The 25,281-nt window shown below is 66.0% G+C and carries 30 protein-coding genes; 22 read left to right on the top strand and 8 right to left on the bottom strand.

Annotated features, from left to right (window positions below; translation table 11 throughout):
* Positions 1–93 precede the first annotated feature (93 nt).
* The 9 genes from urtC (at position 94) to ureC (ending at position 7,428) form a co-directional block, all read left to right on the top strand.
* Positions 94–1,173, top strand: a complete 1,080-nt coding sequence (gene urtC, locus ACQ5BL_RS14515; protein ID WP_243804485.1) for an urea ABC transporter permease subunit UrtC — start codon at positions 94–96, stop codon at positions 1,171–1,173.
* Positions 1,170–2,024 (top strand): urea ABC transporter ATP-binding protein UrtD, encoded by an 855-nt coding sequence (gene urtD, locus ACQ5BL_RS14510; RefSeq protein WP_243804484.1) that lies wholly within the window; start codon positions 1,170–1,172, stop codon positions 2,022–2,024. Before urtC ends, urtD begins: the two co-directional genes overlap by 4 nt.
* A gap of 172 nt (positions 2,025–2,196) precedes the next feature.
* Positions 2,197–2,895 carry an urea ABC transporter ATP-binding subunit UrtE gene (urtE, locus tag ACQ5BL_RS14505; protein ID WP_243804483.1) on the top strand — a complete coding sequence of 233 codons (699 nt, stop codon included), beginning with the start codon at positions 2,197–2,199 and terminating at the stop codon, positions 2,893–2,895.
* A gap of 77 nt (positions 2,896–2,972) precedes the next feature.
* The gene (locus ACQ5BL_RS14500; protein WP_243804482.1) at positions 2,973–3,425 is read left to right on the top strand and encodes a GNAT family N-acetyltransferase; all 453 of its coding nucleotides are present in this window, start codon (positions 2,973–2,975) and stop codon (positions 3,423–3,425) included.
* A 280-nt stretch (positions 3,426–3,705) separates the two neighbouring features.
* Positions 3,706–4,539: an urease accessory protein UreD gene (locus ACQ5BL_RS14495; protein ID WP_243804481.1), complete on the top strand. Its 834-nt coding sequence runs from the start codon at positions 3,706–3,708 to the stop codon at positions 4,537–4,539.
* Between the two features lies 1 nt (position 4,540).
* Entirely contained in the window at positions 4,541–4,843 is a 303-nt protein-coding gene (gene ureA / locus ACQ5BL_RS14490; RefSeq protein WP_207882408.1) for an urease subunit gamma, read from the top strand.
* Between the two features lie 43 nt (positions 4,844–4,886).
* The gene (locus ACQ5BL_RS14485) at positions 4,887–5,393 is read left to right on the top strand and encodes a GNAT family N-acetyltransferase (RefSeq protein ID WP_207882406.1); all 507 of its coding nucleotides are present in this window, start codon (positions 4,887–4,889) and stop codon (positions 5,391–5,393) included.
* Positions 5,390–5,695, top strand: a complete 306-nt coding sequence (locus ACQ5BL_RS14480) for an urease subunit beta (RefSeq protein WP_243804480.1) — start codon at positions 5,390–5,392, stop codon at positions 5,693–5,695. The genes ACQ5BL_RS14485 and ACQ5BL_RS14480 overlap by 4 nt, the downstream gene beginning before the upstream one ends.
* Positions 5,696–5,727: 32 nt before the next feature.
* Positions 5,728–7,428: an urease subunit alpha gene (ureC, locus tag ACQ5BL_RS14475; RefSeq protein WP_243804479.1), complete on the top strand. Its 1,701-nt coding sequence runs from the start codon at positions 5,728–5,730 to the stop codon at positions 7,426–7,428.
* 195 nt (positions 7,429–7,623) lie between these two features.
* Here ureC and ACQ5BL_RS14470 read toward each other — a convergent pair whose 3' ends face one another.
* Positions 7,624–7,890, bottom strand: coding sequence for a DksA/TraR family C4-type zinc finger protein (locus ACQ5BL_RS14470; protein WP_207882400.1), 267 nt, complete (start codon positions 7,888–7,890; stop codon positions 7,624–7,626).
* Between the two features lie 365 nt (positions 7,891–8,255).
* Complete coding sequence (locus tag ACQ5BL_RS14465) at positions 8,256–9,119, bottom strand: isocitrate lyase/PEP mutase family protein (RefSeq protein WP_207882398.1); 864 nt, start codon at positions 9,117–9,119, stop codon at positions 8,256–8,258.
* Between the two features lie 207 nt (positions 9,120–9,326).
* Here ACQ5BL_RS14465 and ACQ5BL_RS14460 point away from each other — a divergent pair, with 207 nt between their 5' ends.
* The 3 genes from ACQ5BL_RS14460 to osmE all read left to right on the top strand — a co-directional run bounded on the left by ACQ5BL_RS14460 (position 9,327) and on the right by osmE (position 11,370).
* A complete protein-coding gene (locus ACQ5BL_RS14460; RefSeq protein WP_243804478.1) occupies positions 9,327–10,592 on the top strand; it encodes an Hsp70 family protein in 1,266 nt (421 codons plus the stop codon).
* Positions 10,593–10,721: 129 nt separating this feature from the next.
* The gene (locus ACQ5BL_RS14455) at positions 10,722–10,940 is read left to right on the top strand and encodes a hypothetical protein (protein WP_243804477.1); all 219 of its coding nucleotides are present in this window, start codon (positions 10,722–10,724) and stop codon (positions 10,938–10,940) included.
* 91 nt (positions 10,941–11,031) lie between these two features.
* Entirely contained in the window at positions 11,032–11,370 is a 339-nt protein-coding gene (gene osmE / locus ACQ5BL_RS14450) for an osmotically-inducible lipoprotein OsmE (protein ID WP_243804476.1), read from the top strand.
* On the opposite strand, the gene ACQ5BL_RS14445 is transcribed toward osmE, so the two are convergent.
* Positions 11,367–11,801 (bottom strand): termination factor Rho, encoded by a 435-nt coding sequence (locus tag ACQ5BL_RS14445; RefSeq protein WP_243804475.1) that lies wholly within the window; start codon positions 11,799–11,801, stop codon positions 11,367–11,369. The genes osmE and ACQ5BL_RS14445 overlap by 4 nt on opposite strands.
* Positions 11,802–11,912: 111 nt before the next feature.
* Between ACQ5BL_RS14445 and ACQ5BL_RS14440 the strand changes: the two genes are divergently transcribed.
* On the top strand, positions 11,913–12,368 hold the full coding sequence (locus ACQ5BL_RS14440; protein WP_207882392.1) for a GyrI-like domain-containing protein: 456 nt from the start codon (positions 11,913–11,915) through the stop codon (positions 12,366–12,368).
* Here ACQ5BL_RS14440 and ACQ5BL_RS14435 read toward each other — a convergent pair.
* Entirely contained in the window at positions 12,362–14,446 is a 2,085-nt protein-coding gene (locus ACQ5BL_RS14435; RefSeq protein ID WP_430293173.1) for an AsmA family protein, read from the bottom strand. The two genes, ACQ5BL_RS14440 and ACQ5BL_RS14435, sit on opposite strands and share 7 nt — an antisense overlap.
* Positions 14,447–14,878: 432 nt before the next feature.
* Between ACQ5BL_RS14435 and ACQ5BL_RS14430 the strand changes: the two genes are divergently transcribed.
* On the top strand, positions 14,879–15,376 hold the full coding sequence (locus ACQ5BL_RS14430; protein WP_243804473.1) for a hypothetical protein: 498 nt from the start codon (positions 14,879–14,881) through the stop codon (positions 15,374–15,376).
* A 329-nt stretch (positions 15,377–15,705) separates the two neighbouring features.
* Positions 15,706–16,152, top strand: a complete 447-nt coding sequence (locus ACQ5BL_RS14425) for a phage infection protein (RefSeq protein ID WP_207882389.1) — start codon at positions 15,706–15,708, stop codon at positions 16,150–16,152.
* A 112-nt stretch (positions 16,153–16,264) separates the two neighbouring features.
* On the opposite strand, the gene ACQ5BL_RS14420 is transcribed toward ACQ5BL_RS14425, so the two are convergent.
* The gene (locus ACQ5BL_RS14420) at positions 16,265–17,575 is read right to left on the bottom strand and encodes an MFS transporter (protein WP_207882388.1); all 1,311 of its coding nucleotides are present in this window, start codon (positions 17,573–17,575) and stop codon (positions 16,265–16,267) included.
* A 209-nt stretch (positions 17,576–17,784) separates the two neighbouring features.
* On the opposite strand from ACQ5BL_RS14420, the gene ACQ5BL_RS14415 reads away from it, so the two are divergent.
* Both ACQ5BL_RS14415 and ACQ5BL_RS14410 read left to right on the top strand, forming a co-directional pair.
* Positions 17,785–18,027 (top strand): DUF6868 family protein, encoded by a 243-nt coding sequence (locus ACQ5BL_RS14415; RefSeq protein WP_243804472.1) that lies wholly within the window; start codon positions 17,785–17,787, stop codon positions 18,025–18,027.
* Positions 18,028–18,130: 103 nt separating this feature from the next.
* A complete protein-coding gene (locus ACQ5BL_RS14410) occupies positions 18,131–18,346 on the top strand; it encodes a hypothetical protein (protein WP_243804471.1) in 216 nt (71 codons plus the stop codon).
* 6 nt (positions 18,347–18,352) lie between these two features.
* Here ACQ5BL_RS14410 and ACQ5BL_RS14405 read toward each other — a convergent pair whose 3' ends face one another.
* Together ACQ5BL_RS14405 and ACQ5BL_RS14400 are read right to left on the bottom strand one after the other, a co-directional pair.
* A complete protein-coding gene (locus ACQ5BL_RS14405; RefSeq protein WP_430293172.1) occupies positions 18,353–19,429 on the bottom strand; it encodes a fatty acid desaturase family protein in 1,077 nt (358 codons plus the stop codon).
* A 14-nt stretch (positions 19,430–19,443) separates the two neighbouring features.
* Positions 19,444–20,544, bottom strand: a complete 1,101-nt coding sequence (locus tag ACQ5BL_RS14400; protein ID WP_243804470.1) for a ferredoxin reductase — start codon at positions 20,542–20,544, stop codon at positions 19,444–19,446.
* A 164-nt stretch (positions 20,545–20,708) separates the two neighbouring features.
* Here ACQ5BL_RS14400 and ACQ5BL_RS14395 point away from each other — a divergent pair, with 164 nt between their 5' ends.
* From ACQ5BL_RS14395 to ACQ5BL_RS14375, 5 genes are all read left to right on the top strand, one after another.
* Entirely contained in the window at positions 20,709–21,344 is a 636-nt protein-coding gene (locus tag ACQ5BL_RS14395; protein WP_243804469.1) for a TetR family transcriptional regulator, read from the top strand.
* Between the two features lie 279 nt (positions 21,345–21,623).
* A complete protein-coding gene (gene ureE / locus ACQ5BL_RS14390) occupies positions 21,624–22,124 on the top strand; it encodes an urease accessory protein UreE (RefSeq protein ID WP_243804468.1) in 501 nt (166 codons plus the stop codon).
* Positions 22,125–22,208: 84 nt separating this feature from the next.
* Positions 22,209–22,886 (top strand): urease accessory protein UreF, encoded by a 678-nt coding sequence (locus tag ACQ5BL_RS14385; protein WP_243804467.1) that lies wholly within the window; start codon positions 22,209–22,211, stop codon positions 22,884–22,886.
* A 10-nt stretch (positions 22,887–22,896) separates the two neighbouring features.
* On the top strand, positions 22,897–23,511 hold the full coding sequence (ureG, locus tag ACQ5BL_RS14380; protein WP_243804465.1) for an urease accessory protein UreG: 615 nt from the start codon (positions 22,897–22,899) through the stop codon (positions 23,509–23,511).
* Between the two features lie 43 nt (positions 23,512–23,554).
* A complete protein-coding gene (locus tag ACQ5BL_RS14375) occupies positions 23,555–24,127 on the top strand; it encodes a HupE/UreJ family protein (protein WP_243804463.1) in 573 nt (190 codons plus the stop codon).
* A 197-nt stretch (positions 24,128–24,324) separates the two neighbouring features.
* On the opposite strand, the gene ACQ5BL_RS14370 is transcribed toward ACQ5BL_RS14375, so the two are convergent.
* Positions 24,325–25,089 carry an SDR family oxidoreductase gene (locus tag ACQ5BL_RS14370; RefSeq protein WP_243804461.1) on the bottom strand — a complete coding sequence of 255 codons (765 nt, stop codon included), beginning with the start codon at positions 25,087–25,089 and terminating at the stop codon, positions 24,325–24,327.
* Between the last annotated feature and the right edge of the window lie 192 nt (positions 25,090–25,281).

The raw sequence follows: 25,281 nt of genomic DNA, 5'->3' as shown, positions 1-25,281 counted from the left end.
TCGTAGGAGCGAGCTTGCTCGCGAACCCGCCCAGCTCCGACGCCGCCGGGAACTCCGTTCGCGAGCAAGCTCGCTCCTACAGGTAACTTGCCGATGAACCAGCCACTCACCGTGACGGCCGCGCAGAAGGCCGGCCCGAAACTCACCGCCGGGATCGTCGGCGCCGCGCTCGTCGCGCTGCTGATCCTGCCGCTGCTGCACCTGCTGCCGGAGAGCCACACGCTGCACCTCTCCGCCTACGGGCTGACGCTCACCGGCAAGATCCTCTGCTACGCCATCGTGGCCCTGGCGCTGGACCTGGTCTGGGGCTACGCCGGCCTGCTGTCGCTGGGCCACGGGCTGTTCTTCGCCCTGGGCGGCTACGCCATGGGCATGTACCTGATGCGCGAGGCCGCCGGCGACCAGTTGCCAGCCTTCATGACCTTCCTCTCCTGGACGGAGTTGCCCTGGTACTGGGCCGGCACCCAGCACTTCCTCTGGGCGCTGTGCCTGGTGGTGCTGGCACCCGGCCTGCTTGCGCTGGTGTTCGGCTTCTTCGCCTTCCGCTCGCGGATCAAGGGCGTGTACTTCTCGATCATGACCCAGGCGCTGACCTTCGCCGGCATGCTGCTGTTCTTCCGCAACGAAACGGGTTTCGGCGGCAACAACGGCTTCACCAATTTCCGCAGCATCCTCGGTTTCCCGATCACTGCGCCGGGCACCCGCGCGGCGCTGTTCATCGCCATCGTCCTGCTGCTGGCAGCGAGCCTGGCCATCGGCTTCGCCCTGGCGCGCAGCAAGTTCGGCCGGGTGCTCACCGCCCTGCGCGACGCGGAGAACCGGCTGATGTTCTGCGGCTACGACCCGCGCGGCTACAAGCTCTTCGTCTGGACCCTGAGTGCCGTGCTCTGCGGCCTGGCCGGCGCGCTGTTCGTGCCGCTGGTGGGCATCATCAACCCCAGCGAGATGTCGCCGACCAACTCCATCGAGGCCGCCGTCTGGGTCGCCCTCGGCGGGCGCGGCACGCTGATCGGCCCGCTGCTCGGCGCAGGCGTGGTGAACGGCGCGAAGAGCTGGTTCACGGTGGCCTTCCCCGAGTACTGGCTGTTCTTCCTCGGCGCGCTGTTCATCATCGTCACCCTGTACCTGCCGCGCGGCATCCTCGGCCTGATCAAGCGGGAGAAAGAGCAATGAGAGCAGTCCCCCACCTGATGCTGGAACCGGCCTACGATCCCAACCGCGATCCGGGCGCCAGCCGCGATGCCATCGGCATCGGTTCGAGCGCCAGCGGCCAGCTGGACGTGCGCCACGGCACCATCCTCACCCTGGAAGACATCAACGTCAGCTTCGACGGCTTCCACGCCCTGCGCGACCTCACGCTGTACATCGGCGTCGGCGAACTGCGCTGCATCATCGGCCCCAACGGCGCGGGCAAGACCACGCTGATGGACGTGATCACCGGCAAGACCCGCCCGGACAGCGGCAAGGCCTTCTTCGGCGAAACCCTCGACCTGACCCGCATGAGCGAGGTGGAGATTGCCCAGGCCGGCATCGGCCGCAAGTTCCAGAAGCCCACGGTGTTCGAGGCGCTGTCGGTGTTCGAGAACCTGGAGCTCGCGCAGAAGACCGACAAGTCGGTGTGGGCGAGCCTCCGGGCGAAGCTCTCCGGCGAGCAAAAGGACCGTATCGAGGAAGTGCTCGGCACCATCCGCCTGCGCGAGTCGCGCAACCGCCCCGCCGGGCTGCTCTCCCACGGTCAGAAGCAGTTTCTGGAGATCGGCATGCTGCTGGTGCAGGAGCCGCCACTGTTGCTGTTGGACGAACCGGTGGCGGGCATGACCGACGCCGAGACCGAGTTCACCGCCGAGCTGTTCAAGTCCCTCGCCGGTCAGCATTCGCTGATGGTGGTGGAGCACGACATGGGCTTCGTCGGCAGCATCGCCGACCACGTCAGCGTGCTGCACCAGGGGCACGTGCTGGCTGAGGGTTCGCTGGAAGACGTGCAGGCGAACGAGCAGGTCATCGAGGTTTATCTGGGGCGGTAGCTCCGGATCGGCCGCACTCGCACCCGCGTCTGCGGCGTTGCCGGACACTTCCCCCATGCTCATTGCCAGTCGGCAACTCCGCTGGGTGAAGCGTCCGGCGCCTTGCATCCACAGGCGCGATCACGGCCTTTTACAACGGCGCTCTCAAAGCAAAGAGCCTAGGAACCGATCCATGCTGCAAGTCGACAAACTGCACCAGTACTACGGCGGCAGCCACATCCTGCGTGGCCTGTCGTTCGACGCGAAGATCGGCGAGGTCACCTGCCTGCTCGGGCGCAACGGCGTGGGCAAGACCACCCTGCTGCGCTGCCTGATGGGCCTGGTGCCGGCCAAGGACGGCAAGGTCAGCTGGGAGGGCAAGCCGATCACCGGCTTCAAGCCGCACCAGCGCGTGCATGCCGGCATCGCCTACGTCCCGCAGGGGCGGGAAATCTTTCCGCGCCTGACGGTGGAGGAGAACCTGCTGATGGGGCTGTCGCGGTTCAGCGCTGGCGAAGCCAAGGCCGTGCCCGAGTTCATCTACGAGCTGTTCCCGGTGTTGCGGGAGATGAAACAGCGCCGCGGCGGCGACCTCTCCGGCGGCCAGCAGCAACAGCTTGCCATCGGTCGCGCGCTGGCCAGCCGACCGCGCCTGCTGATTCTCGACGAACCCACCGAAGGCATCCAGCCGTCGGTGATCAAGGAGATCGGCGCGGTCATCCGCAAGCTCGCCGAGCGCGGCGACCTGGCCATCCTGCTGGTGGAGCAGTTCTACGATTTCGCCGCCGAACTGGCCGACCAGTACCTGGTGATGTCCCGCGGCGAGATCGTCCAGCAGGGGCGTGGGGCGGACATGGAAAGCGACGGGGTGCGCGGGCTGGTGGCGATCTGAGGCGACCTGTCACTGGCGGATGACGGCAGCGGGTGGCACGCTGCCAGTCCCCGTATTGGTATTTCCTGGAGCCCGCCATGCCGATCACCCTGCGCCCCGCCGTCAACGACGACGCCGGATTCGCCGCGGTCTGCGTGGCGGCGGCCTACGCCCAGTGGATACCCAGGCTGGGCCGCAAGCCAGGGCCGATGCTGGATGACTACCACGCGGTGATCGCCGAGGACCGCGTGCTGATCGCCGAGCAGCATGGCGCACCGGTCGGCCTGCTGGTGATGCGCGAGACCGATGAGGGCTTCCTGCTCGACAACATCGCCGTACTGCCCGAATGCGCCGGCCAAGGCATCGGTCGTGTGTTGCTGGTGCATGCCGAGGAAACCGCCGCGCAGCTGGGCTACCCGTCGCTGTACCTCTACACCAACGAACGCATGGTGGAGAACATCGAGCTGTACGCGAAGAACGGCTACCGGGAATACGCGCGCAAGGTGGAGAACGGCTTCCGCCGGGTGTACATGCGCAAGCAGCTGGGCTGATTGATCTCGCGGCCTGGCGGCCCCTTGTAGGAGCGCGCCATGCGCGCGATCGCGGGCATGGCCCGCTCCTACAGGAAGACTCCGCACCAATGCGGTGCGTCGAATACCTTGATGCACCGCAACCGCGCCCATACCTGACCGATTGGACAAACCCTTGCATCGGTTCGAAACGCCGGCCCCGCGCGGCCTTCAGCGCAAACGAAAGATATCGCGCACTATCCTGGCGCGTCCCGGCACGCCGATTGCTCTGTCCCGTGCATCCTTCGTTTCGAAGCTGCCCATGAACGCACCGGCCACTCTCTTCCACCCCGCCTGGCACGCCGAGCTGGAGCTGGCCTACGCCCGCATCGGCGACAGCACGCGGCCGGTCACCCGGCGCCATCTCGGACCTTTGCGGGTGCAGAAGCACCTCTACGCGGAAGGGCCGCAGGTCTGCCAGCACATCGTCGTGCACCCGCCCGGCGGCATCGCTGGCGGCGACACCCTGAAACTCGACATCCACGCCGGCGACGACAGCTGGGCGCAGCTCACCAGCCCCGGCGCCGCCAAGTGGTACCGCGCTGGCTGTCCGGCGAAGCAGTTGTTGGATATCCGCGTCGGCCCCGGCGCCACGCTGGAATGGCTGCCGCAGGAAACCATCGTCTACTCCGGCGCGCAGACCGAGCTGACCACCCGCATCGACCTCGAAGCGGATGCCCGGCTGTTCTACTGGGACGTGGTCGCCCTCGGCCGCCCCGCCAGTGGCGAGCGCTTCGACCACGGCTACTTCGCCGCCGCCCTGGACATCCGCCGCGACGGCCAGCGTCTGTGGCACGAACGCCAGCGCGTCGCCGGCAACGACCGCCTGCTTGACTCACCCATCGGCCTCGCCGGCCATCCGGTGATGGCCACGCTGATCGCCAGCGGGCAGATCGATGCGGCGCTGATCGAAGCCTGCCGCGCCATCCCCTGCCAGGGCCACGGCAATCTCACTCAACTGCCCGGCCTGGTCATCGCCCGTTGCCTGGCCCATGAGGCGCTGCACGCCCGCGCCTGGCTCATCGAACTCTGGCGCCGGCTGCGGCCCGCGCTGCTCGGCCGCGAGGCCGTTCCGCCACGAATCTGGAGCACCTGAGATGGACCTGACGCCCCGTGAAAAAGACAAGCTGCTGATCTTCACCGCCGGCCTGGTCGCCGAGCGTCGCCTCGCCCGCGGCGTAAAGCTCAACTACCCGGAGGCCGTGGCACTGATTTCCGCCGCCCTGCTCGAAGGCGCGCGGGATGGCCAGACGGTCGCCGAGCTGATGCACTACGGCACCACGCTGCTGACCCGCGAACAGGTGATGGAAGGCGTACCGGAGATGATCCCGGAGATCCAGGTGGAAGCCACCTTCCCCGACGGCACCAAGCTGGTCACCGTGCACCAGCCCATCGCTTGATGCCCCGTTCCGCTTTATTCGCCCTACGAAAGAAGGAACCGACATGCTCATCCGCGACGCCAGCCAAGCCGACCTCGGCAGTCTGCGCGACATCTACAACGACGCCGTGCTCAACACCACCGCCATCTGGAACGAGGTCGCCATCGACCTGGAGAACCGCCGCGCCTGGCTGGAATTGCGTGCGCAGCAGGGCTTCCCGGTGCTGGTGGCCGAGGATGGGGGTGAAGTGGTGGGCTACGCCAGCTACGGCCCGTGGCGCGCCTTCGACGGCTTCCGCGAGACGGTCGAGCATTCGGTCTACGTGCGCGCCGACCAGCGCGGCAAGGGCCTAGGCCCGCTGCTGATGCAGGCGCTCATCGAGCGCGCCCGCGCCCAGGGCCTGCACGTGATGGTCGCGGCCATCGAGAGCGGCAACACGGCGTCGATCCGCCTGCACGAGCGCCTGGGCTTCCTCACCACCGGGCAGATGCCGCAGGTGGGCCAGAAGTTCGGCCGCTGGCTGGATCTCACCTTCATGCAACTGATCCTCGACCCAAGGAGTTCCCCATGATCCCTGGCGAATACGACATACAGAGCGGCGAGATCGAACTCAACGCCGGCCGCCGCACCCTTGCCCTGACGGTGGCCAACAGCGGCGATCGGCCGATCCAGGTCGGCTCGCACTACCACTTCTTCGAGACCAACGACGCGCTGCTGTTCGACCGCGACGCGGCGCGCGGCATGCGCCTGAACATTCCGGCGGGCACTGCGGTGCGCTTCGAGCCGGGGCAGAGCCGCGAGGTGGAGCTGGTGGAACTGGCCGGCGAGCGGAAGGTTTACGGGTTCGCCGGGCGAGTGATGGGCAGCCTCTGAGCGCCCGCGGGAAAACAGCCAAGGAGCGCTGGATGAAAATCAGCAGACAAGCCTATGCCGACATGTTCGGCCCCACAGTCGGCGACCGCGTGCGCCTGGCCGATACGGGCCTGTGGATCGAAGTGGAGCAGGACTTCACCGTCTACGGCGAGGAAGTGAAGTTCGGCGGCGGCAAGGTCATCCGCGACGGCATGGGCCAGGGCCAGCTGTGCGCTGCCGAGGTCGTCGACACCGTCATCACCAACGCGCTGATCCTCGACCACTGGGGCATCGTCAAGGCCGACGTGGGCCTCAAGCATGGGCGTATCGCCGCCATCGGCAAGGCCGGCAACCCGGACATCCAGCCCGGCGTGACCATCGCGCTGGGCGCCAGCACCGAAGTGATCGCCGGCGAGGGCATGATCCTCACCGCCGGCGGCATCGACACGCACATCCACTTCATCTGCCCGCAGCAGATCGAAGAGGCGCTGATGAGCGGGGTCACCACCATGATCGGCGGCGGCACCGGGCCCGCCACCGGCACCAATGCCACCACCTGTACCTCCGGCCCGTGGCACATGGCGCGCATGCTCCAGGCCGCGGACGCCTTCCCGATGAACATCGGCTTCACCGGCAAGGGCAATGCCAGCCTGCCGCTGCCGCTGGAGGAACAGGTGCGCGCCGGCGCCATCGGCCTGAAGCTGCACGAGGACTGGGGCACCACGCCTGCGGCCATCGACAACTGCCTGTCCGTGGCCGACCGCCTCGACGTGCAGGTGGCGATCCACACCGACACCCTCAACGAATCCGGCTTCGTCGAAACCACCCTCGCCGCCTTCAAGGGCCGCACCATCCACACCTACCACACCGAAGGCGCCGGTGGCGGCCACGCGCCGGACATCATCAAGGCCTGCGGCTTCGCCAATGTGCTGCCCAGCTCGACCAACCCGACCCGGCCCTTCACCCGCAACACCATCGACGAACACCTGGACATGCTCATGGTCTGCCACCATCTGGACCCGAGCATCGCCGAGGACGTGGCCTTCGCCGAGTCGCGCATCCGCCGCGAGACCATCGCCGCGGAAGACATCCTCCACGACCTCGGCGCCTTCAGCATGATCAGCTCCGACAGCCAGGCCATGGGCCGCGTCGGTGAAGTGATCACGCGCACCTGGCAGACAGCCGACAAGATGAAGCAGCAGCGCGGCGCGCTGGACGGCGACGGCGCGCGCAACGACAACTTCCGCGCGAAACGCTACATCGCCAAGTACACCATCAACCCGGCGATCACCCATGGCGTGGCCCATGAAGTGGGCAGCATCGAAGTGGGCAAGCTGGCCGACCTGGTGCTCTGGCGCCCGGCTTTCTTCGGCGTGAAGCCGAGCCTGATCCTCAAGGGCGGCGCCATCGCCGCGAGCCTGATGGGCGACGCCAACGCGTCGATCCCCACGCCGCAGCCGGTGCACTACCGGCCGATGTTCGCCAGCTTTGGCGGCAGCCGCCACGCCACCTGCCTGACCTTCCTCAGTCAGGCCGCATTCGACGCAGGCGTGCACCACGAACTGGGCCTGCGCAAGACCATCGGCGTGGTGAAGGGCTGCCGCAGCGTGCAGAAGACCGACCTGATCCACAACGCCTACCTGCCGCACATCGAGGTCGATGCGCAGAACTACCAGGTGCGCGCGGACGGTCAGTTGCTGTGGTGTGAACCGGCGGAGGTGCTACCGATGGCGCAGCGGTATTTTCTCTTTTGAGGCAGGACACTTCCGTGCTCGGCCACGACGCAACGAGAGCGGGGGTGGGCGGATCGAGGTCGAACAGGCCGCCGGCAGCGTGCTGGTGCCGCTGAGGTCAACCGTGCTCTTGTAGTAGGAGCGCGCCCCGCTCCAACGTGCAAAAACAGAAAACGGCACTTTCAGGCGCCGCTTTCATGATCGGACCGAGGCATTTCAGCGCAACTGGCTGTCCTTGCTGCCGCGTCGGTTGTAACCGGAATAGGCCGCCTGCTCCTTGTCATGCTCGGCCTGGCAGTTCACGCACAGCCGCACGCCGGGGACGGCCTTGCGCCGCGCCTCAGGGATCGACGCATCGCACTCCTCGCAATGCGTCAGGCTCTCACCCTTGGGCAACTGGTTGCGCGCCCGTGCGATGGCGTCCTCGATGGTGCTGTCGATCTGTTCCTGAACCGCTCCGTCGTTTGCCCAGCCACTGGCCATGGCGACCTCCCGTGGAATCTTCAAGTGTCCTGACGATATGCAGCTCGCCGGCAGGGAATGCAAGGGTGATGGCGCGCGAAGCGACGAGTGCGTCGTTGACGAAGGAATTGGCGTGGCGGGAGGTGCGGCGTCTACCGGGAAGGAGAACGAGGGGGATGCGACACGCATCAAGGCATTGCAGAAATTGATCGACAACGGTTGGCGGCACTACCCGCCGGTGCCAGCCGGGACTCCCTGCTCTCGCGCTGGACATACCTGCGCAAGGCGGAGAAACCCGAAGGCACTCTGCTCTATCCCTTCAACGCCCAGGTCGGATACCTGCCGGCGCAACTGCCGCCAGGCCGAGCGGCACGGGACAGGCAGTTCTACTCTTTGACTTCCATGTATTCCCGCGCCCAGATCTGGTACTCCTCGGGCAGGGTGTATTTCTTCGCCAGCTCCGACGCGGTGAGGTCGGAAGCATGCACGCCGCGTTGCTCGCGCAGGCAATCGTAGGTGGCCTTGATCGCCGCGAAGTAGGCAGCATGGCCGTCCACCACGATACGCACGCCCAACTCCGCCAGGCGCTGGTCATCGCGCAGCGCCGGGTTGCCGTAGGACACCAGCATCAGCGGCACGGAGAGGTGGCGGGAGATCGCCTCCAGGTGGTCGAAGTCGCGGATGCCGACCATGCAGATGCCGTCGGCGCCGGCAGCCTGGTAGGCCAGGGTGCGGCGGATCACGTCGTCCACTTCCAGCACTTCGGCGTTGGTCCGGGCGATGATCGCCATGTCTTCGTCGATGCGCGCCTCGATGGCCGCGCGGATCTTGCCTACGCCCTCTTCCACCGTGATCAGGTCGGTGGACTTGCGGCCGAACTGCGCCGGCAGCAGGGTGTCCTCGATGGTCAGCGCAGCCACGCCGGCGCGTTCCAGTTCAACCACGGTGCGCATGGTGTTCAGGGCGTTGCCGTAACCGTGGTCGGCGTCGGCGATCACCGGCAGGCGGGCGACGCGACCGATGCGGGTAGCCTGCTCGACGAACTCGCTGAGGGTGATCAGGGCGAAGTCCGGTGCCGCCAAAACTTGTAGTGAAGCTACAGAACCACCCAGGATGCCTACCTCGAACCCCAGATCCGCGGCGATACGCGCCGACATCGGATCGAACACCGAAGCGGTGTGGTAGCAAGCGGAAGAAGTCAGTAAGGCGCGGAATTCCTTGCGCAATTCGTGGAAGGAGGCTCTGTGCATGGCGGGGTCCAACTACTTATACGGGGTGGGAAAGAAAAAATCAGTGGGCAACAACTCTTGTAGGAAAACTACAGGAACACAATGTAGCAAAACTACAAGCTACTCCCCAAGCCCCTTTACCACCATTGTTTCCCGACAGATACCCTGGCTTTCCCAGCCTGCTCGCGTAAACTGCGCGGCCGTTTTTTCTCCGGACACCCGCGCACCATGTTCCAGACCACTGCGGCCCGCGCCCTGGGCATCGACTTCGGCACCTCCAACTCCACCGTCGGCTGGTGGCGCCCGGACACCGAACCGCTGATCGCCCTGGAAGACGACAAGATCACCCTGCCCTCGGTGATCTTCTTCAATGTCGAGGAACGCCGTCCGGTGTACGGCCGCCTGGCCCTGCACGAATACCTGGAAGGCTACGAAGGCCGCCTGATGCGCTCGCTGAAAAGCCTGCTGGGCTCCTCGCTGCTCAAAAGCGAGACCACCGTGCTGGGCAGCGCCATGCCGTTCAAGGATCTGCTCGGGCTGTTCATCGGCGAGTTGAAGAAGCGCGCCGAAGGAGTCGCCGGCCGCGAATTCGATTCGGTGGTGCTGGGCCGTCCGGTGTTCTTCGTCGACGACGATCCCAAGGCCGACCAGGAAGCCCAGGACACCCTGGTGGCCGTGGCGCGGAAGCTCGGCTTCAAGGATGTCTCCTTCCAGTACGAACCGCTGGCCGCGGCCTTCGACTACGAGCGCAGCATCCAGCGCGAGGAACTGGTGCTGATCGTCGACATCGGCGGCGGTACCTCGGACTTTTCCCTGGTGCGCCTGGCGCCGGAGCGCCGCGAAGTGGCCGACCGCCACGGCGACATCCTCGCCACCGGCGGCGTGCACATCGGCGGTACCGACTTCGACAAGCAGCTCAGCATCCAGGGCGTGATGCCGCTGTTTGGCTACGGCAGCAAGATGAAGAGCGACGCCTTCATGCCGACCAGCTATCACCTCAACCTCGCCACCTGGCACACCATCAACGCGGTCTATGCGCAGAAGTCCCAGCTGGCGCTGCAGAACATGCGCTACGACATCGTCGACGCCACCGGCATCGACCGCCTGTTCAAGCTCATCGAGCAGCGCGCCGGCCACTGGCTGGCGATGCAGGTGGAAGCGAGCAAGATCGAGCTGTCCGACAGCCAGCAGCGCGACATCGACCTCGCGCGCATCGAACCGGGCCTGGTGGCCGAGCTGAGCCGCGCGCTGTTCGAAGGCGCCATCGGCCCGCTGCTGGAGCGCGTACGCGGCAGCATCGGCGAGCTGCTCAATTCCGCCGACGTGGACCCGGCGCGGGTCGACACGGTGTTCTTCACCGGCGGCTCCTCCGGCGTGCCGGCGTTGCGCCAGAGCGTGGCGGCCATGCTGCCCAACGCCCGTCATGTCGACGGCGACCGTTTCGGCGGGATCGGCAGCGGCCTGGCCATCGAGGCGATGAAGCGCTACGGCTGAGCAGCCCCGATGGCCCCTTGTCCGCAAGGACCGGGGCCATCGACACGCGCGGATTGAGCCGGAGCGTACTGACGCCGGCCGCGCCTTGCGCTAGCGTTGAAGAGTCACCACCTCACGCTGGATACCGCCATGCCCCTCCTTCGTCTCGCCGTCCTCACCAGCCTGTACTGCGCGCTCACCGCCTGCGGCCTGGGCGAAACGGCCGCCACCGCCACCACTGCCGCCAGCCTCCAGGCCCAGCAGGCGCAACAGGCCCAGCAGCAGATGCAACAGCTCAAGCAGCAGGTCGATCAGGTCAATGCACAGGAACAGCAACGCCTGGACGACGCACTGAAGGACGCGCAATAGGGCAGTTTTCTCGAACGCTCGCCCGCGCCGCCACTCCAAATTGTGCAAGTGCGTTGCTCAACCCCAGCCGCTTCAAACCAAGGAGAGCACCATGGACAAACGATCACTGCTGGCCTTGCTCATGCTGGCATCGCTGGCGGGTTGCGCCTCGAACACCAAGGTGCAGAACCCGGTCAATTACGTCACCTTCCGCGACGCGCCGCTGGTGCACGACGTCGACAAGGGCATGAGCAAGGAACAGGTGCTGCGCATCGGCGGCACGCCCTCGTCCACGCAGACGCGCGCCAAGGGCCTTGGCAGCTGCAATAGCTACATCCTCAACAAGGACGGCCAGCAGCAGGCCTACTACATCAGCTTCGACAATACCGGCAAGGTCGACGGCAAGGGCTTCATGACCTGCTCGGAACTGGAGCATCGCGAAAGCAATTAGCCCCGCCGGCCCTCCTCCTGAGGGATGAGGGCCGACTTCCGCCACTCAGCGCAGAGCGCCTCGATCAGCTCGTCCTTGCGCATGCGCCAGCGACCGCTGATGCCCTTGCGCCTGGCCCGTTCGAGCAGCTGCTCGCGGGTCAGTTCCGCCAGCAGTGCCAGGCTTCGCCCGCCAGCTTTGGCTGAGACGCCCTTGCGGGTCTTCGCCGCACGCCGCGCAGAAGCGCTGCGGGCCACCGCCCTGGCGCCCTCGCTCTTGCGCTGGCCGCCACCACCCTTGCGCTCGCCACCGCCGGCCTGGCGGTTGACCGTGGCCCAGGCCAGCGCCTCGGCCTCCTCGCGGCTCATGCCCAGGTGCCGATAGCTCTCTTCGATGTGCGCCGCCTTGCGCTTCTGGCTCGCGCTGTACAGGCTCTTGTCTCCACGTGGCATGACGATCTCCTTGTTCGAAGGTCTACCGAGAGTGGACCGGCCCTGCGCGGAAATATTCACTCCGATGCGCCGCCGTCTATCATGCGATCACCCAGCAAGGAGCCGCACACCATGAAACACAGGATCGTCGAGTTGCCCGCCTTCACCGTGGTGGGCATGGACTACCGGGGCAGCGCCCCCGGCGACAGCATCGGCCAGCTCTGGCAGCGCTTCCTGCCGCGCGAGCATGAAATCAGCGCCAACCCGCAGGACAAGCACGCCTATGGCGTGTGCGCCCAGCTGCCGGGCGGCGAATTCCACTACATCGCGGCATTGCCGGTGAAAGCCGACGCCGAGGTCCCCGAGGGCATGCTGAAGTTCGAGGTGCCGGCGCAGAAGTACGCCGTGTTCACCCACGTGGGCCCGGTACAGGGGATCGCCGACAGCTTCCAGGGCATCTATTCCAGCCTGCTCGGCCGCCTCGGCCTGACCCCGCGCAAGGGCATCGACCTGGAACGCTATACCGAGCGCTTCCTCGGCCCGGAGAACCCGGCCTCGGAAACCGACCTGTACGTTCCGATCTACTGACGCTTGCCGGGCGCCGGCGCCTTTGCCGGCTGCTTCATCTGCTGCAGCAGCGGCCCGCACTGGTTCTCGTCCTTCTGACTGGGCGCTACCAGGGCGAGCAGGGCCGCCGCCGGCGCAAAGGCCACGCCCAGCGCGACCATCCCCGCGCCGCGCAGCACCAGCGGCCCGCTGTGCACCCCCGCACGGGGATTCTTGAAGGTGCCCTGGACGTAGAGCGGCGAACGCAGCGAGAAGATGCGCAGCCCCTTGCTCTCGGGAATCACGTCAAGGTCCAGTTGCTCGGTGGCGAAGTTGGCGGTGCCCTGCACGTTGATGATGGCGTTCTCGGTGTCGAACACGAACACCCGGGGTTCCGCCAGGCCCTTGGTGATACCGACGTCGGCGGCAGCACAGTTGATCTTCACCTCGTCGTCGCCAAACATCTTGGCCACCACGTAGTTGCCGACGTTGAGGCCGGCGATCTCCATCAGGCCCTTGCTGATCCGTCCGTCATTCATCAGCAGCTTCATCTGCCCGTTGGCGCCGCCGAGGATGCTCGCCACCGAATTGCCGGTGCCGCTGAGCGCGGCATCGCCATTGAGCTCGCCAAGACTGGTCTGCATCGGCGCGAAGCTGGGGAACAGTTGCTTGAGCTTGAAGCTGCGCGCCTTGAGCTCGACGCGGCTTTGCATGGGCGTCTTGCCGCCGTCCAGGCGGATGTGCGAATCCAGGGTGCCGCCGGCCACGCCGAAGCGCAGCGGCTCCAGGGTGAGCAGGCCATCGTCGAGCACCAGGTGGGTGTAGAGATCGCTGAGCGGCAGCTTGTCGCTGTGCACGATGCGCTTGCCGGTGAACTCCACGTCGGCGTCCATCGCGCGCCAGCGCTCGGTGCGGAACTCTTCCACCGGCAGCACCTTGTCCGCCGGCTGGCGGGTGGCCTGGCCACGCGCCTGCTTGGCCTTGTTCGAATCCGCGCCGATCAGCGGGCCCAGGTCGACCATCCGCAGTTGTTCGGAGCGCAGCTTGCCGGAGAGCTTCGGGCGTGGCGGGTGATTGACGAATACCAGGCTGCCGTGGAGATCGCTGCCGCCGACCTTGCCGTTGAAGTCGTCGTAATGGAAGGTCGCGCCGGCGGGGTCCTTCAGCTGCGCGCTGAGGCGGCCGTCGGTCTCGTAGGCCGGGGTATCGGGCAGGGTCACGCCGGTGAGCGGGAACAGGTTGGCCATGCTGCTGCCGGCCAGCTTCAGGCGCAGGTCGAGCGCGCCGAGGTTGAGCGGGTCGGTCAGTCTGCCGACCACGCTGGCACGGGTGCTGCCAGCAGTGATATCCGCCTGCACCGGGAAAGGCCTGGCGGCATCCTGCAGGGCCAGCATGCCGCCCACCTTGCCCGAGCCGCTGAGCGGCAGCCCCTTGTACTGCCCCTTGAGCTTCCAGCCGAACACATAGTCCTGGGTCTGTGCCGCGTCCGCCCCGGCCAGCGCCTTGCCGGCCAACTGGCCAAAGGGCACCGGCTTGCCAAGCGGGTCCACCAGCAATTCCAGGCGGGTCTTGAGGCTCTGGTCGTCGAGAGTGATGCGGCCCTTGTCGAAGCCGATCTCGCCGATATCCAGCTTCCACGGCGAGGGTTCGGGGTTGGCCTCCGTCTCTTTCTTCGGCAATTCGAACGTCCAGGTCGCGCGGCCATCGGCCAGGCGCAGCAGGTCGGCGCTGGGGCGGGTGAGGATGATCTGCGGGATGCTCACGGTCTGCCAGAGCAGCGGCAGCGGGGCCAGGCGGAACTCGACCTTTTCCAGGCTGGCGAACTGTGTGGCTGACGTCTTGCCGGAAGCCCAGTCGGGATTGCCCAGGGTGATGTCGGCAGCGCTGAAATGCGGCCAGGGCACCAGCGCGCGCCAGCCACCCTCCTCCGGCTCGGTGCGCCAGAGCACCTGCAGGTCGCCGTTGATGGCGAAGGGGCGCCCCAGTTCGGCGCTCACCTTCTCGTTGATCATCGGCTTCACCTGATTCCAGTCGAAGGTGGCGATGAAGACCAGCAGGGCCGCAAAGAAGGCGACGATGCCGGTAAAGGTCCAAAGGCAGATTTTCCGGCCGCGCGTCATACGTGAACTCCCTGGTTGCCGCGTCGGTGAAAGGCCTGGCATCCCCGCGCCAGACCCGCTGCATGGTTTGCGATGAAAGCACGGACCAAGGCAGCCCGCCGCGCCGGCATTCTCCCTCGGCCCGTGAAGTTGGACCACCGATTGCGGGGTAAATCTCCCGCGATCGACAGCGAAGGAGCCGCAAAAGGGCGTTCCAGAGTGCCTCCCAGCCAATTAATCCATTAATTAGATATTAACGATAGCACCGATAATCGACATCAAAGCCATTGATACAAGTCATTAAATAAAACTAACTAACTGTTTTTAAACGACTAAATAAACAATCATCGACATCGATACAGACTATCTTCCGGCATCGTTTTTCAATCGATTATCCAGAACTGATACTGAGTCCGTGTCCAACGAACTCCCCACTCTTTCTGGAGCCGAATCATGAAACGCACTCTCGTACTTGGCTTTGCCCTCTCCGTACTTGCCGCCAATGCCGCCTTCGCCGGTACCCAGCAGGAATCCCCGGCGGTGAACGCCAGCCAGGTTCAGATGCTGGTCCAGGACGGTGCCGAACGCACCCTGGATCAACAACAGAAACAACTGGACGCGGCCAAGGCCCGCATCGCCGAGAACGGCTCCAGCCAATCGATCGACCGTCTGCACAAGCAGCTGGGTGTTGCCGAGAATGGTTCGAGCCAGTCGGTTGACCGCCTGCATCAGGAAATGAACGTGGCCGAAAACGGCTCCAACCAGAGCGTCGACCGCCTGCACAAGGAACTGGGTGTTGCCGAGAACGGCTCCAGCCAGTCGGTTGATCGCCTGCACCAGGAAATGAACGTGGCCGAAAACGGCTCCAGCCAGACCATCGACCGCCTGCACGGCAACATGGTCGCCGAGTCCGGTGGCGATACCGTCTTCGACGCCCATCTGAAGGCCTGATCCACGCAGTACGCCGCAAGGCGACAGAAAAGCCCGGCCATGCCGGGCTTTCTTATGCCCTTCCGCTCTCAACGGCAGCAGCGCTATCAGCATGGGCAATTCAGCGTCCTAACGACATCCTGCCCGCCCCACCGGATGCACTCCCTGAAAGCGCCGTTCCAGAGCGCTTTTCGTCGTTCCATCAGCGACAGCGATAGTAGAAATTAGCCGGCTAAATAATCGATGACGTTGATCCACTCTATTGAGGTACATCGTTTTTAAATCGATTAATCCGAAGGGAAAATGAACCCGTAGCCAAGAACTTCCTCCCCCCTTCGGAGCCACTTAAAATGAAACGTCAGATCGCCCTCAGCCTTGCACTCACTTCCCTGATGACTGCCAGTGCCGCCTTCGCCGCACCGGCCATCCTGAACAACGGCCCGCGCGCCACCCACCAGCACGAACACCAACTTCAGCAGCAGAAAGTTGAAGATCACGTTGCTGCCAACGGTTCCGAACGCACCATCGACCGTCTGCACAAGCAGATGGGTGATGAAGCCCGCGTCGCCGACAATGGCTCCGAGCGCACCATCGACCGCCTGCACAAGCAAATGGGTGACGAAGCCCGCGTTGCCGAAAACGGTTCCGACCGCACCATCGACCGCCTGCACAAGCAGATGGGTGATGAAGCCCGCGTTGCCGAGAATGGTTCGGAGCACAGCGTCGATCGCCTGCACGACAACATGGTTGCCGAGTCCGGTGGCGACACCGTCTTCGACGCTCACCTGAAAGTCTGATCTACGCCGCAAGGCGACAGAAAAGCCCGGCTCATGCCGGGCTTTCTTATGTGTGCCGCCCGCATCGGGGAGGCATTTTCTAGGAGGCAGGTACCGAGGCAGGCCCGGCCAGTCAGCCCCTGGTTTCGGGGCCGTCCGGCGCGCCGTCGGAGCGGCCGATGGTGGGCGGCGCTTCCACCACCAGCTCCTCCGGCACTTCCTCGACACGCGGATCGAGCGCTGCGGACATCGGGCTGACGGTGTCGGGCATCGGCACATGGTGCAGCGGCGCCTCGTCGACGCGATGCAGATCGGTGACGCGGCGGGGCTGCACCCAGAAGATCAGCAGCAGCGCATAGGCCGACACCAGCATGTAGAACATGCCTGGGCCGAAGTGGCGCATCATCGCGCCGGCGAACAGCGGGCCGATGCAGGCGCCGACGCCGTAGGTGGTCAGCAGCATCGCCGAAAGCGCCACGCGGCGCGGCTGTTCGACGTGGTCGTTGGCCAGCGCCACTGCCAGCGGATAGAGGGTGAACAGCAACATGCCGGTGACGAAACCGTTGGCCAGCAGCAGGTGATACGGCAACTGCACCAGCCCCCACATCGGCACGGCGGCGACGCACAGCAACAGCGCATTGCCACGGATCAGCCAGCTGCGGTTCATCCGGTCCGACAGCCAGCCCAGCGGCCATTGTGAACAGAAGCCGGCGATGATGCAGATGCCGACGAACAGGCTCGACTGCGAGGTATCCAGGCCGTTGCGCGCCGCATACACCGGCGCCAGGCCGTAGAAGGCGCCGATCATCAGGCCGGCGACGAAGATGGTGCCCAGCGACTGCGGCACGCGCTTCCAGAAGAAGCCGATCTCCAGCGGCGCGGCCACCAGCTTGGCTGGGTGCACCCGGCGGGTCAGCGCCAGCGGGATCAGGCACGAGGAGAAGCAGATGGCGACCAGCAGCAGCGGCTTGTAGTCCAGCGCCGGGCTCAGCGCCAGCAAGCCCTGGCCGACCACAAGGCCGGCATCCACCGCCACCATGTAGCCGGCGAACACCTTGCCGCGCTGGCGCGACTCGGCCTGCTCGTTGAGCCAGCTCTCGATCACCATGTACTGGTTCATCATCACCGCACCCATCACGAAGCGCAGCACGACCCAGACCTCCAGCTGCGAGACTAGCGCGTGGATCAGCACGATCACCGTCGCCAGGCCTGCGCACGCAACGTAGGAACGGATGTGGCCGAAGCTGGCGATCAGCTTGTGGCCGAACTTGCCGCCGCAGACCAGGCCGAAGTAATAGGCGGCCATCAGGCCACCGACCCACAGGTCGCCCACCCCTTCCTGGGTCAGGCGCAGGCCCATGTAGGTGGTGAACAGGCCGGAGCCGGCGAGCATCAGCAGCGTGGCGGTATAGAGCGCGGGAAAGGTGACGAGCGGGCTGAACATGGCGGGTCCGGCAGGCGATTCGAGGGATGGGGTAGGTTGGCAAGGCGCCGCCAGCGACCGGCAGGCGCCCGATATCGGACAGCTCCGGCGTGGCAAAGATCACATTGTGGCGCCCCGGGCATTATCACCATCACCCCGCTCTGCCGCCATCACGGTGAAACCATCGGTCGGCGGCTCTCTCCAAACGGGAAAGAGCCCGGAGATTTGCCATGACACCCGCCGACCTCAAGTCCTTCCTGCTCTACTGCACCCTGATCAACTATGTCGTCCTGCTGATCTGGTTCGCCGCCTTCAGCCTCGCCCACGACCGCTTGTACCGCCTGCACTCGCGCTGGTTCGCGATTTCCGTCGAGCGCTTCGATGCCCTGCACTATGGCGGCATGGCGGTGTACAAGATCGGCGTACTGCTGCTGAACCTGGTACCGCTGATCGCCCTGTGCCTTCTGTACTGACACCGCGCCACGCGACGAATGACCGCCCATCCAATAGCCAAGTGCTGAAATTTATTGGAAATGTTCATGTCGTAGGGTGCACGCAGTTTGAAGGAGATCCCCCGTGCACCACGCTACTCGCAGCCTGCGAAAAACCCTCGACGCCGTTGCCGCCAACAACGAAGCCACGGCGCTGGAAGTCATGCGGGCCGTCGATCAGGTCCAGGACGACCTGCTGCGGCAGAAGTTGCTCAAGTCCATCCATCACCTCAACCAGGACGCCGCCGAGCTGCGCGCCCTGCGCGAGGAAATCAACGCGCCGCAGAGCCGGCGCGCCTGATCCGTCTCAGACGGCCGTCGCGGCACTGGGCAGACGGTAGATCCAGATCCGCCGGATGACCGTGGCGAATTGCGCGGACAGCCTGCCGCTGTTGTAGGTCTGTCCGTAGCGCGCGGCAATCTCGCGCACATGGCGCGACAACTCGGCGTAACGGCGTGCCGGCAGGTCGGGGAACAGGTGATGTTCGATCTGGTGGCTGAGGTTGCCGGTGAGAATGTGGAACACCTTTCCACCTTCCAGGTTGCTCGACCCGCGCAACTGGCGCAGGTACCAGTGGCCGCGCGTCTCGTTCTCCAGCACCTGCGGCGGGAACACCGCAGCCTTCTCGGTGAAATGGCCGCAGAAGATCACGGTGAAGGTCCACAGGTTGCGTAACAGGTTGGCGATCACATTGCCCAGCAGCACCGCGCCGAAGGCACCGCTGAACAGCCCCAGCAGCGGGAATACCGCGTAATCCTTGAGCCACTGGCGGCCCACCTTGGCGTTGAACTGGCGCAGCAGCGGGCGCAACTCCTCCTTGCTCATCCGTCCCTTCACGTACTTGTCCAGGCGCAGATGCTGGATCGCCACGGCGTACTGGAACAGCAGCGCCTGGAGGGTTACCCACAGCGGCTGCCAGCGGTAGAAGGGCTTCCACTTCTGCTCGGGGAACAGGCGCACCACGCCGTAGCCGACGTCGTCGTCCTTGCCCAGCACGTTGGTGTAGGTGTGATGGATGTGGTTGTGGGTGTGCCGCCAGAAATCCGAAGGGCCGACGATGTCCCACTCATAGGTACGCCCGGCGAATTCCGGGTCGTTCATCCAGTCGTACTGGCCATGCATGACGTTATGGCCCAGCTCCATGTTCTCCAGGATCTTGCCCAGCCCGAGCAGGAAAGTGCCGAGCAGCCAGGTGGGCGGGAACCAGCCGGCCATCAGCAGCAGGCGTCCGCTCCAGCAACAGAAGCGCACCGCCGCGCGGATGCGGCGGATATAGCGGGCATCGGTTTCGCCCAGATCATGCAGGGTGCGCTGGCGCAGGGCGTCCAGCTCGGCACCGAAGGCCGCCAGCTCGGCGGCGGACAGGTCGCGGTCGTCGCGCATGGAAGCTCCTTGAGTCAGAGATCGAGGGTCAGGTCGCCCTGGGGCGCGCTGACGCAAATGCGGATGGGTTGTCCCGGCTCGCTGAACAGCTCGCCGCTGCGCAGGTCGCGCACGCAGCCGCTGACCAGGATGCAGGTGCAGCTGGCGCAGACGCCCTGGCGGCAACCGTGGGCCGGGCGCAGGCCGCTGGCTTCGGCCTGCTCCAGCAGGCTGCGACGGCTGTCGCCAGATACCTCCAGCGCGCTGCGGGCAAAGCGCAGGTTCACCGATCTGGCGGGCTCGCCCTCGTCCCAGCTCGGCGGGCTGAAGCTTTCCAGCTGAAGGCTGCGGCTGCTCGCTTCGAGCGTCTGGCGCACGCTGTCGACGAAACCGCCGGGACCGCAGGCCAGTACGTGGCGCTCGCCCAACGCCTGGACATGCTCAGGATGAAAACGCCCACGCAGCTCACCGTCCACCGGCGCATCACCGCTCAATGCCCAGCGCAATTCGAGGTTCGGATACTGCTGGGCGAGCGCTTCCAGCCCGTCGACGAATGCCTTCTGGCCGCGCTCGCGAACGTAATGCAGCAGCGTCACCGGCCCGATGTAGCCGCGCACCAGCGCTTCACGCAGCAGGCCGAGCAAGGGTGTCAGCCCGCTACCGGCCGCCAGCAACAGCACGCCCTGCTCGTCCTGCGGCCAGCTCAGGTCGCCGTCCACCGGCCCCAGCTCCAGCATCTCGCCCACACACAGCTGATGCAGCAGGTAGGAGGAAACACGGCCGCCCGGCTGCAGCTTCACCGCGAATTCCAGGCAACCATCCTCGGCAATGCGGGTCAGGCTGTAGCTGCGGCTGCAACGCACGCCCTCACGCTCGACGTACAACTGCACGTGCTGGCCGGGCCGCGCACCACACCAGTTGGCATTGGGGCGCAGGCGCAGTTCGAGCATGTCGTCCGCCACCCACTGCCGCGCCTCGACCCGCGCGTAGACCCGGTCGAGCGCCCAGCCGCGATGGCACGCCCGCAGCAGCGCATCGACATCCGACTCGCGCAGCCACTGGCCACGCACCAGGGCGCGCAACGGCACGAGCAGCGGCCGGATCAGGCGCAGGCCGGCGAAGGGAAGAAACGACATTCACAACACCAAATAGTAAACATGTGTTCACTAAAATCTCACGCGCGGGCATTTTCAGTCAACACATGTTCACTGGATTGCACAGTAACTTCCCCGGCACCGACCGGCATTTGTTAGAGTGCCTGCGCTCTCGTCCTCGCCTTCGCCATGGATCGCATCGCCGTATGTCCACTCCCCGCGCCGAACAGAAACAACAGACCCGCCAGGCCCTGATGGATGCCGCCCGGAGCCTGATGGACAGCGGTCGCGGCTTTGGCAGCCTGAGCCTGCGGGAAGTGGCGAAGACGGCGGGTATCGTGCCGGCGGGCTTCTACCGGCACTTCACGGACATGGACCAGCTCGGCCTCGCGCTGGTCGCCGACGTCGACGAGACCTTCCGCCAGACCCTGCGCGTGGTACGGCGCAACGAATTCGAGCTGGGCGGCGTGATCGAGGCGTCGGTGCGCATCTTCCTCGACGCAGTCAGCGCCAACCGCACCCAGTTCCTCTTCCTCGCCCGCGAGCAGTACGGCGGCTCGCTGCCGATCCGCCAGGCCGTGGGCGAACTGCGCCAGCGCATCACCGACGACCTCGCCGCCGACCTTGCGCTGCTGAACAAGCTGCCGCACCTGCAGGCGCAGGACCTCGACGTGATCGCCGACCTGGTGGTGAAGACGGTGTTCGCCACCCTCCCCGAACTGATCGACCCGCCGGCCGACACCCTGCCGACGCACCTGTCGCCCGAGGCCAAGGTCACCCAGCAACTGCGCTTCATCATGATCGGCGCCAAGCACTGGACGGGAATCGGTTCGCGGCCCTGACGAACTCTCCTACGCACTGACCCGAGCGCCGGGTTTCCCTGTAGGAGCGAGCTTGCTCGCGAACCAACCCCGCAGCGGACTCTGTTCGCGAGCAAGCTCGCTCCTACAAAGCACACCTGCCCCGCCTTGGTGCGCACCGTTTTCATGCGCACCATCCTTGCGCGCACGCACCATTACTGACCGTTCGGACAACCGCTCCAGCCCGCGCCAGCACTGACGCCGCCCCGCACTGGCAAGCCCCTTGCTGTAGCACCGCCATTGCTACTGCCGGACACTGCCATGCTGGTCATCCATCAACGAATCGAACCCCGTGCACACTGGGACGCCGAGCTGCGCCTGAACTACGAGGCGCGCAGCAAAAGCCGCCTGCGCTGCTTCACCCGCAGCGGCGAGGACGTCGGCCTGTTCCTCGAACGGGGCCAGTCGCCGCTGGCCGATGGTGAATGCCTGCTGGCCAACGATGGGCGCGTGGTGCGCGTCTGCGCAGCGCCGGAAAAGCTGCTCCACGTGACCTGCGCCAACGCCCGCGAGCTGAGTCGCGCCGCCTACCACCTGGGCAACCGCCACGTCGCGCTACAGGTCGGCGAGGGCTGGCTGCGCCTGCTCGACGACTACGTGCTCAAGGCCATGCTCGACCAGCTTGGCGCCACGGTGGAGGCCATCGAAGCGCCTTTCCAGCCGGAGCACGGCGCCTACGGCGGCGGGCATCACCACTCGCATCACGGCGAGGAAGAATTCAACTATGCGCCGAAGCTGCACCAGTTCGGAGTGCGCGTGTGACTCCGTGCCGGCTCATCCCCCTCACCCCAGCCCTCTCCCTCAGGGAGAGGGGGCCAATCGACAGGCACGGGCAGGCTGTCGCTCATGACTGACTCGTCAAGCCTCTGGTCGCTCCTGCGCCTGGCCAGTCCGCAGTTGCCCATCGGCGGCTACAGCTATTCCCAGGGCCTGGAAAGCGCCATCGACCAGGGCCTGGTGAAGGACGCCGACAGCGCCCGTAGCTGGCTCGTCGATCAGTTGCACCTGAACCTCGCTCGCTTCGAAGGCCCGCTGCTCGCCGAACTGCTGCAGGCCGCGCAAAGCGCCGACTGGGAAGCCCTGCGCGATGCCGTTGAACGCCATCGCGCCAGCCGCGAGACCCGCGAGCTGGGCCTGGAGAACCGGCAGATGGGCTTCTCCCTCGGCCAGTTGCTCGAAGCGCTGCCCGAGCTGGACGAAGCCGCGCGCCAGTGGCTCGCCGGGCAGGCCGAACCGTCCTTCGCCGCCGCCTGGGCGCTGGCCGCCCGCGCCTGGGGGCTGTCCCCGGAGCAAGCCCTGGGCGCCTGGCTGTGGAGCTGGCTGGAGAACCAGTTGGCAGTGTTGATGAAGACCCTGCCGCTGGGCCAACTGGCCGCGCAGAAGCTCACCTCGCAATTGCTCCCCGACCTCGACCAGGCCTGCCGCACCGCGCTCGCCAACCCGCCAGCGGGCGGCGCTCCCTTCGGCCTGGCGCTGACCTGCATGAACCACGAAACCCAATACAGCCGTCTGTTCCGCTCCTAGGAGAACTGCCATGAACTCTCAACCTCTTCGCGTCGGCATCGGCGGCCCGGTGGGCTCCGGCAAGACTGCCCTGACCCTGGCGCTGTGCCGCGCCCTGCGCCAGCGCTACAACATCGCCGTGGTCACCAACGACATCTACACCCAGGAGGATGCGCAGTTCCTGGTACGCAACGAGGCGCTGGAGCCGGAGCGGATCATCGGCGTGGAAACCGGCGGCTGCCCGCACACGGCAATCCGCGAGGACGCCTCGATCAACCTGGAAGCCGTGGACCAGCTCAACCGCCGTTTCCCCGGCCTCGACCTGATCCTGGTGGAATCCGGCGGCGACAACCTCTCGGCCACCTTCAGCCCGGAGCTTTCGGACCTGACCCTCTACGTGATCGACGTGTCTGCCGGCGACAAGATCCCGCGCAAGGGCGGGCCGGGCATCTGCAAGTCCGACCTGCTGGTGATCAACAAGATCGACCTGGCCCCGCTGGTAGGCGCCTCGCTGGAGGTGATGGATCAGGACGCCACACGCATGCGCGGCGACAAGCCGTTCGTGTTCAGCAACCAGAAGACCGGCCAGGGCCTGGCCGAGATCATCGCCTTCATCGAACGCCAGGGGCTGCTGATCGCGGCCTGATCGCCCCCTACGACAGACGACTACAAGACCAAGGAGCGACACCATGAACCTGCGCAAAGCCCTCTACAGCGTCGCGCTGTTCCTCACCCCAGCGGTGGCCTTCGCCCATCCCGGCCACGGCGACCACGGCCTGATCGCCGGCCTCGCCCATCCCATCACCGGCCTCGACCACCTGCTGGCGATGTTCGCCGTCGGTCTCTGGGCGGCGCAGCAGCAGGGCACGGCACGGCTGGCGCTACCCTGCACCTTCGTCGCGGCGATGCTGGTCGGCGGGCTGCTGGGCTTCGAGGGAGTGCAGATGCCGTTCATGGAGACCGGCATTGCCGCCTCCGTGCTGGCGCTGGGCCTGTGCGTGGCGCTGGCGGTGCGTCCGCCGCTGCTTTTGGCGATGGGCGCGACTGCACTGTTTGCCCTCGCCCATGGCGTGGCCCACGGGCTGGAGCTGCCGGAACTGAGCAGCCCGTGGCTGTATGCCACCGGCTTCGTCGGCGCGACTGCCGCGCTGCACGCGGCGGGTTACGGCATCGTTCGTCTGCTGCCGCAGGCCGCGGCGCCGCTGGTGCGTTTCGCCGGGCTGGCTTCGGCGGGTGCCGGCGCCTGGCTGCTCGCCGGCTGACCTGCTCGCTTCTACAAGATCAACAGCCCCTCACCCTAACCCTGGCTGCGCGCCCCGCTCCTCAAGCGGGAGAAGGGACCGTTCGGCGCAAGTTGAAACCTCGGTGTCAGCCGGTACGGACGGCTCCCTCTCCCTCTGGGAGAGGGCTGGGGTGAGGGCGAAATCCCGGCACGGACACCCCAGAGTGCGACGGTGCATCAGCCCTTGCGATGCACCGCAAACCCCGCCCACGCCTGGCTGACCGGCATCAGCTCCAGGGTGTTGATATTGATGTGCGGCGGCTGGTTCATGATCCAGTGGATGGTCTCGGCGATGTCTTCGGACTGGATCGGCTCGGCGCCGGCATAGGTCTTGTCGTACTTCGCCTGGTCGCCGCCGAAGCGCACCAGGGAGAACTCGCTCTCGCACATGCCCGGCTCGAGATTGGTGACGCGCACGCCAGTGCCCTGCAGGTCGCAGCGCAGGTTCAGGGAAAACTGCTCGACGAAGGCCTTGGTCGCGCCATAGACGTGGCCGCCCGGATAGGGCCAGTGGCCGGCCACCGAACCGAGGTTGAGGATGCTCGCGCCGCGGCCATAGGCGATCAGGCGCGGGAGCAGCAGCCGAGTGGCGTACATCAGGCCCTTGATGTTGGTATCCACCATGGTGTCCCAGTCATCCAGCTCGCAGTTCTGCGCCGGGTCGGCGCCCAGCGCCAGGCCGGCGTTGTTGATCAGCCCGCGCAGTTTGGCGAACTTCTCCGGCAGGGTGTCCACCGCCGCAGTCATCGCTGCGCGGTCACGCACGTCGAGCACCAGCGGCAGCACCTCGGTCTGTGCCGAAAGCTCTTGAGCCAGCGCCTTCAGGCGCTCCTCGCGACGGCCGGTGATCACCAGCGACCAGCCATCGCGGGCGAAGCGGCGCGCACAGGCTTCGCCAAAGCCGGAAGTGGCGCCGGTAATGAACAGGGTGGGAGTGGTCATCGCAGAAATCCTCTTGCTGGGCGCCGCCGTCGCCGGTGCATGCCGGAAATTCGTGCCGCGCGCGTTCTTGTCGGTCGGTCGAGCATAACAGCCCGAATCCGCCACGTTGCGTTACAGCCGTGCTGGATAAAACCCGCACAGCCGCGTGAAAGCCCCATGGCTACGGGCTCGCCGCGAGTTGCGCCCACCTTG

The organism is Pseudomonas sp. B1-22, from assembly GCF_050474425.1.
Lineage (GTDB): Bacteria > Pseudomonadota > Gammaproteobacteria > Pseudomonadales > Pseudomonadaceae > Pseudomonas.
This window is presented reverse-complemented; position numbering and strand designations above follow the sequence as displayed.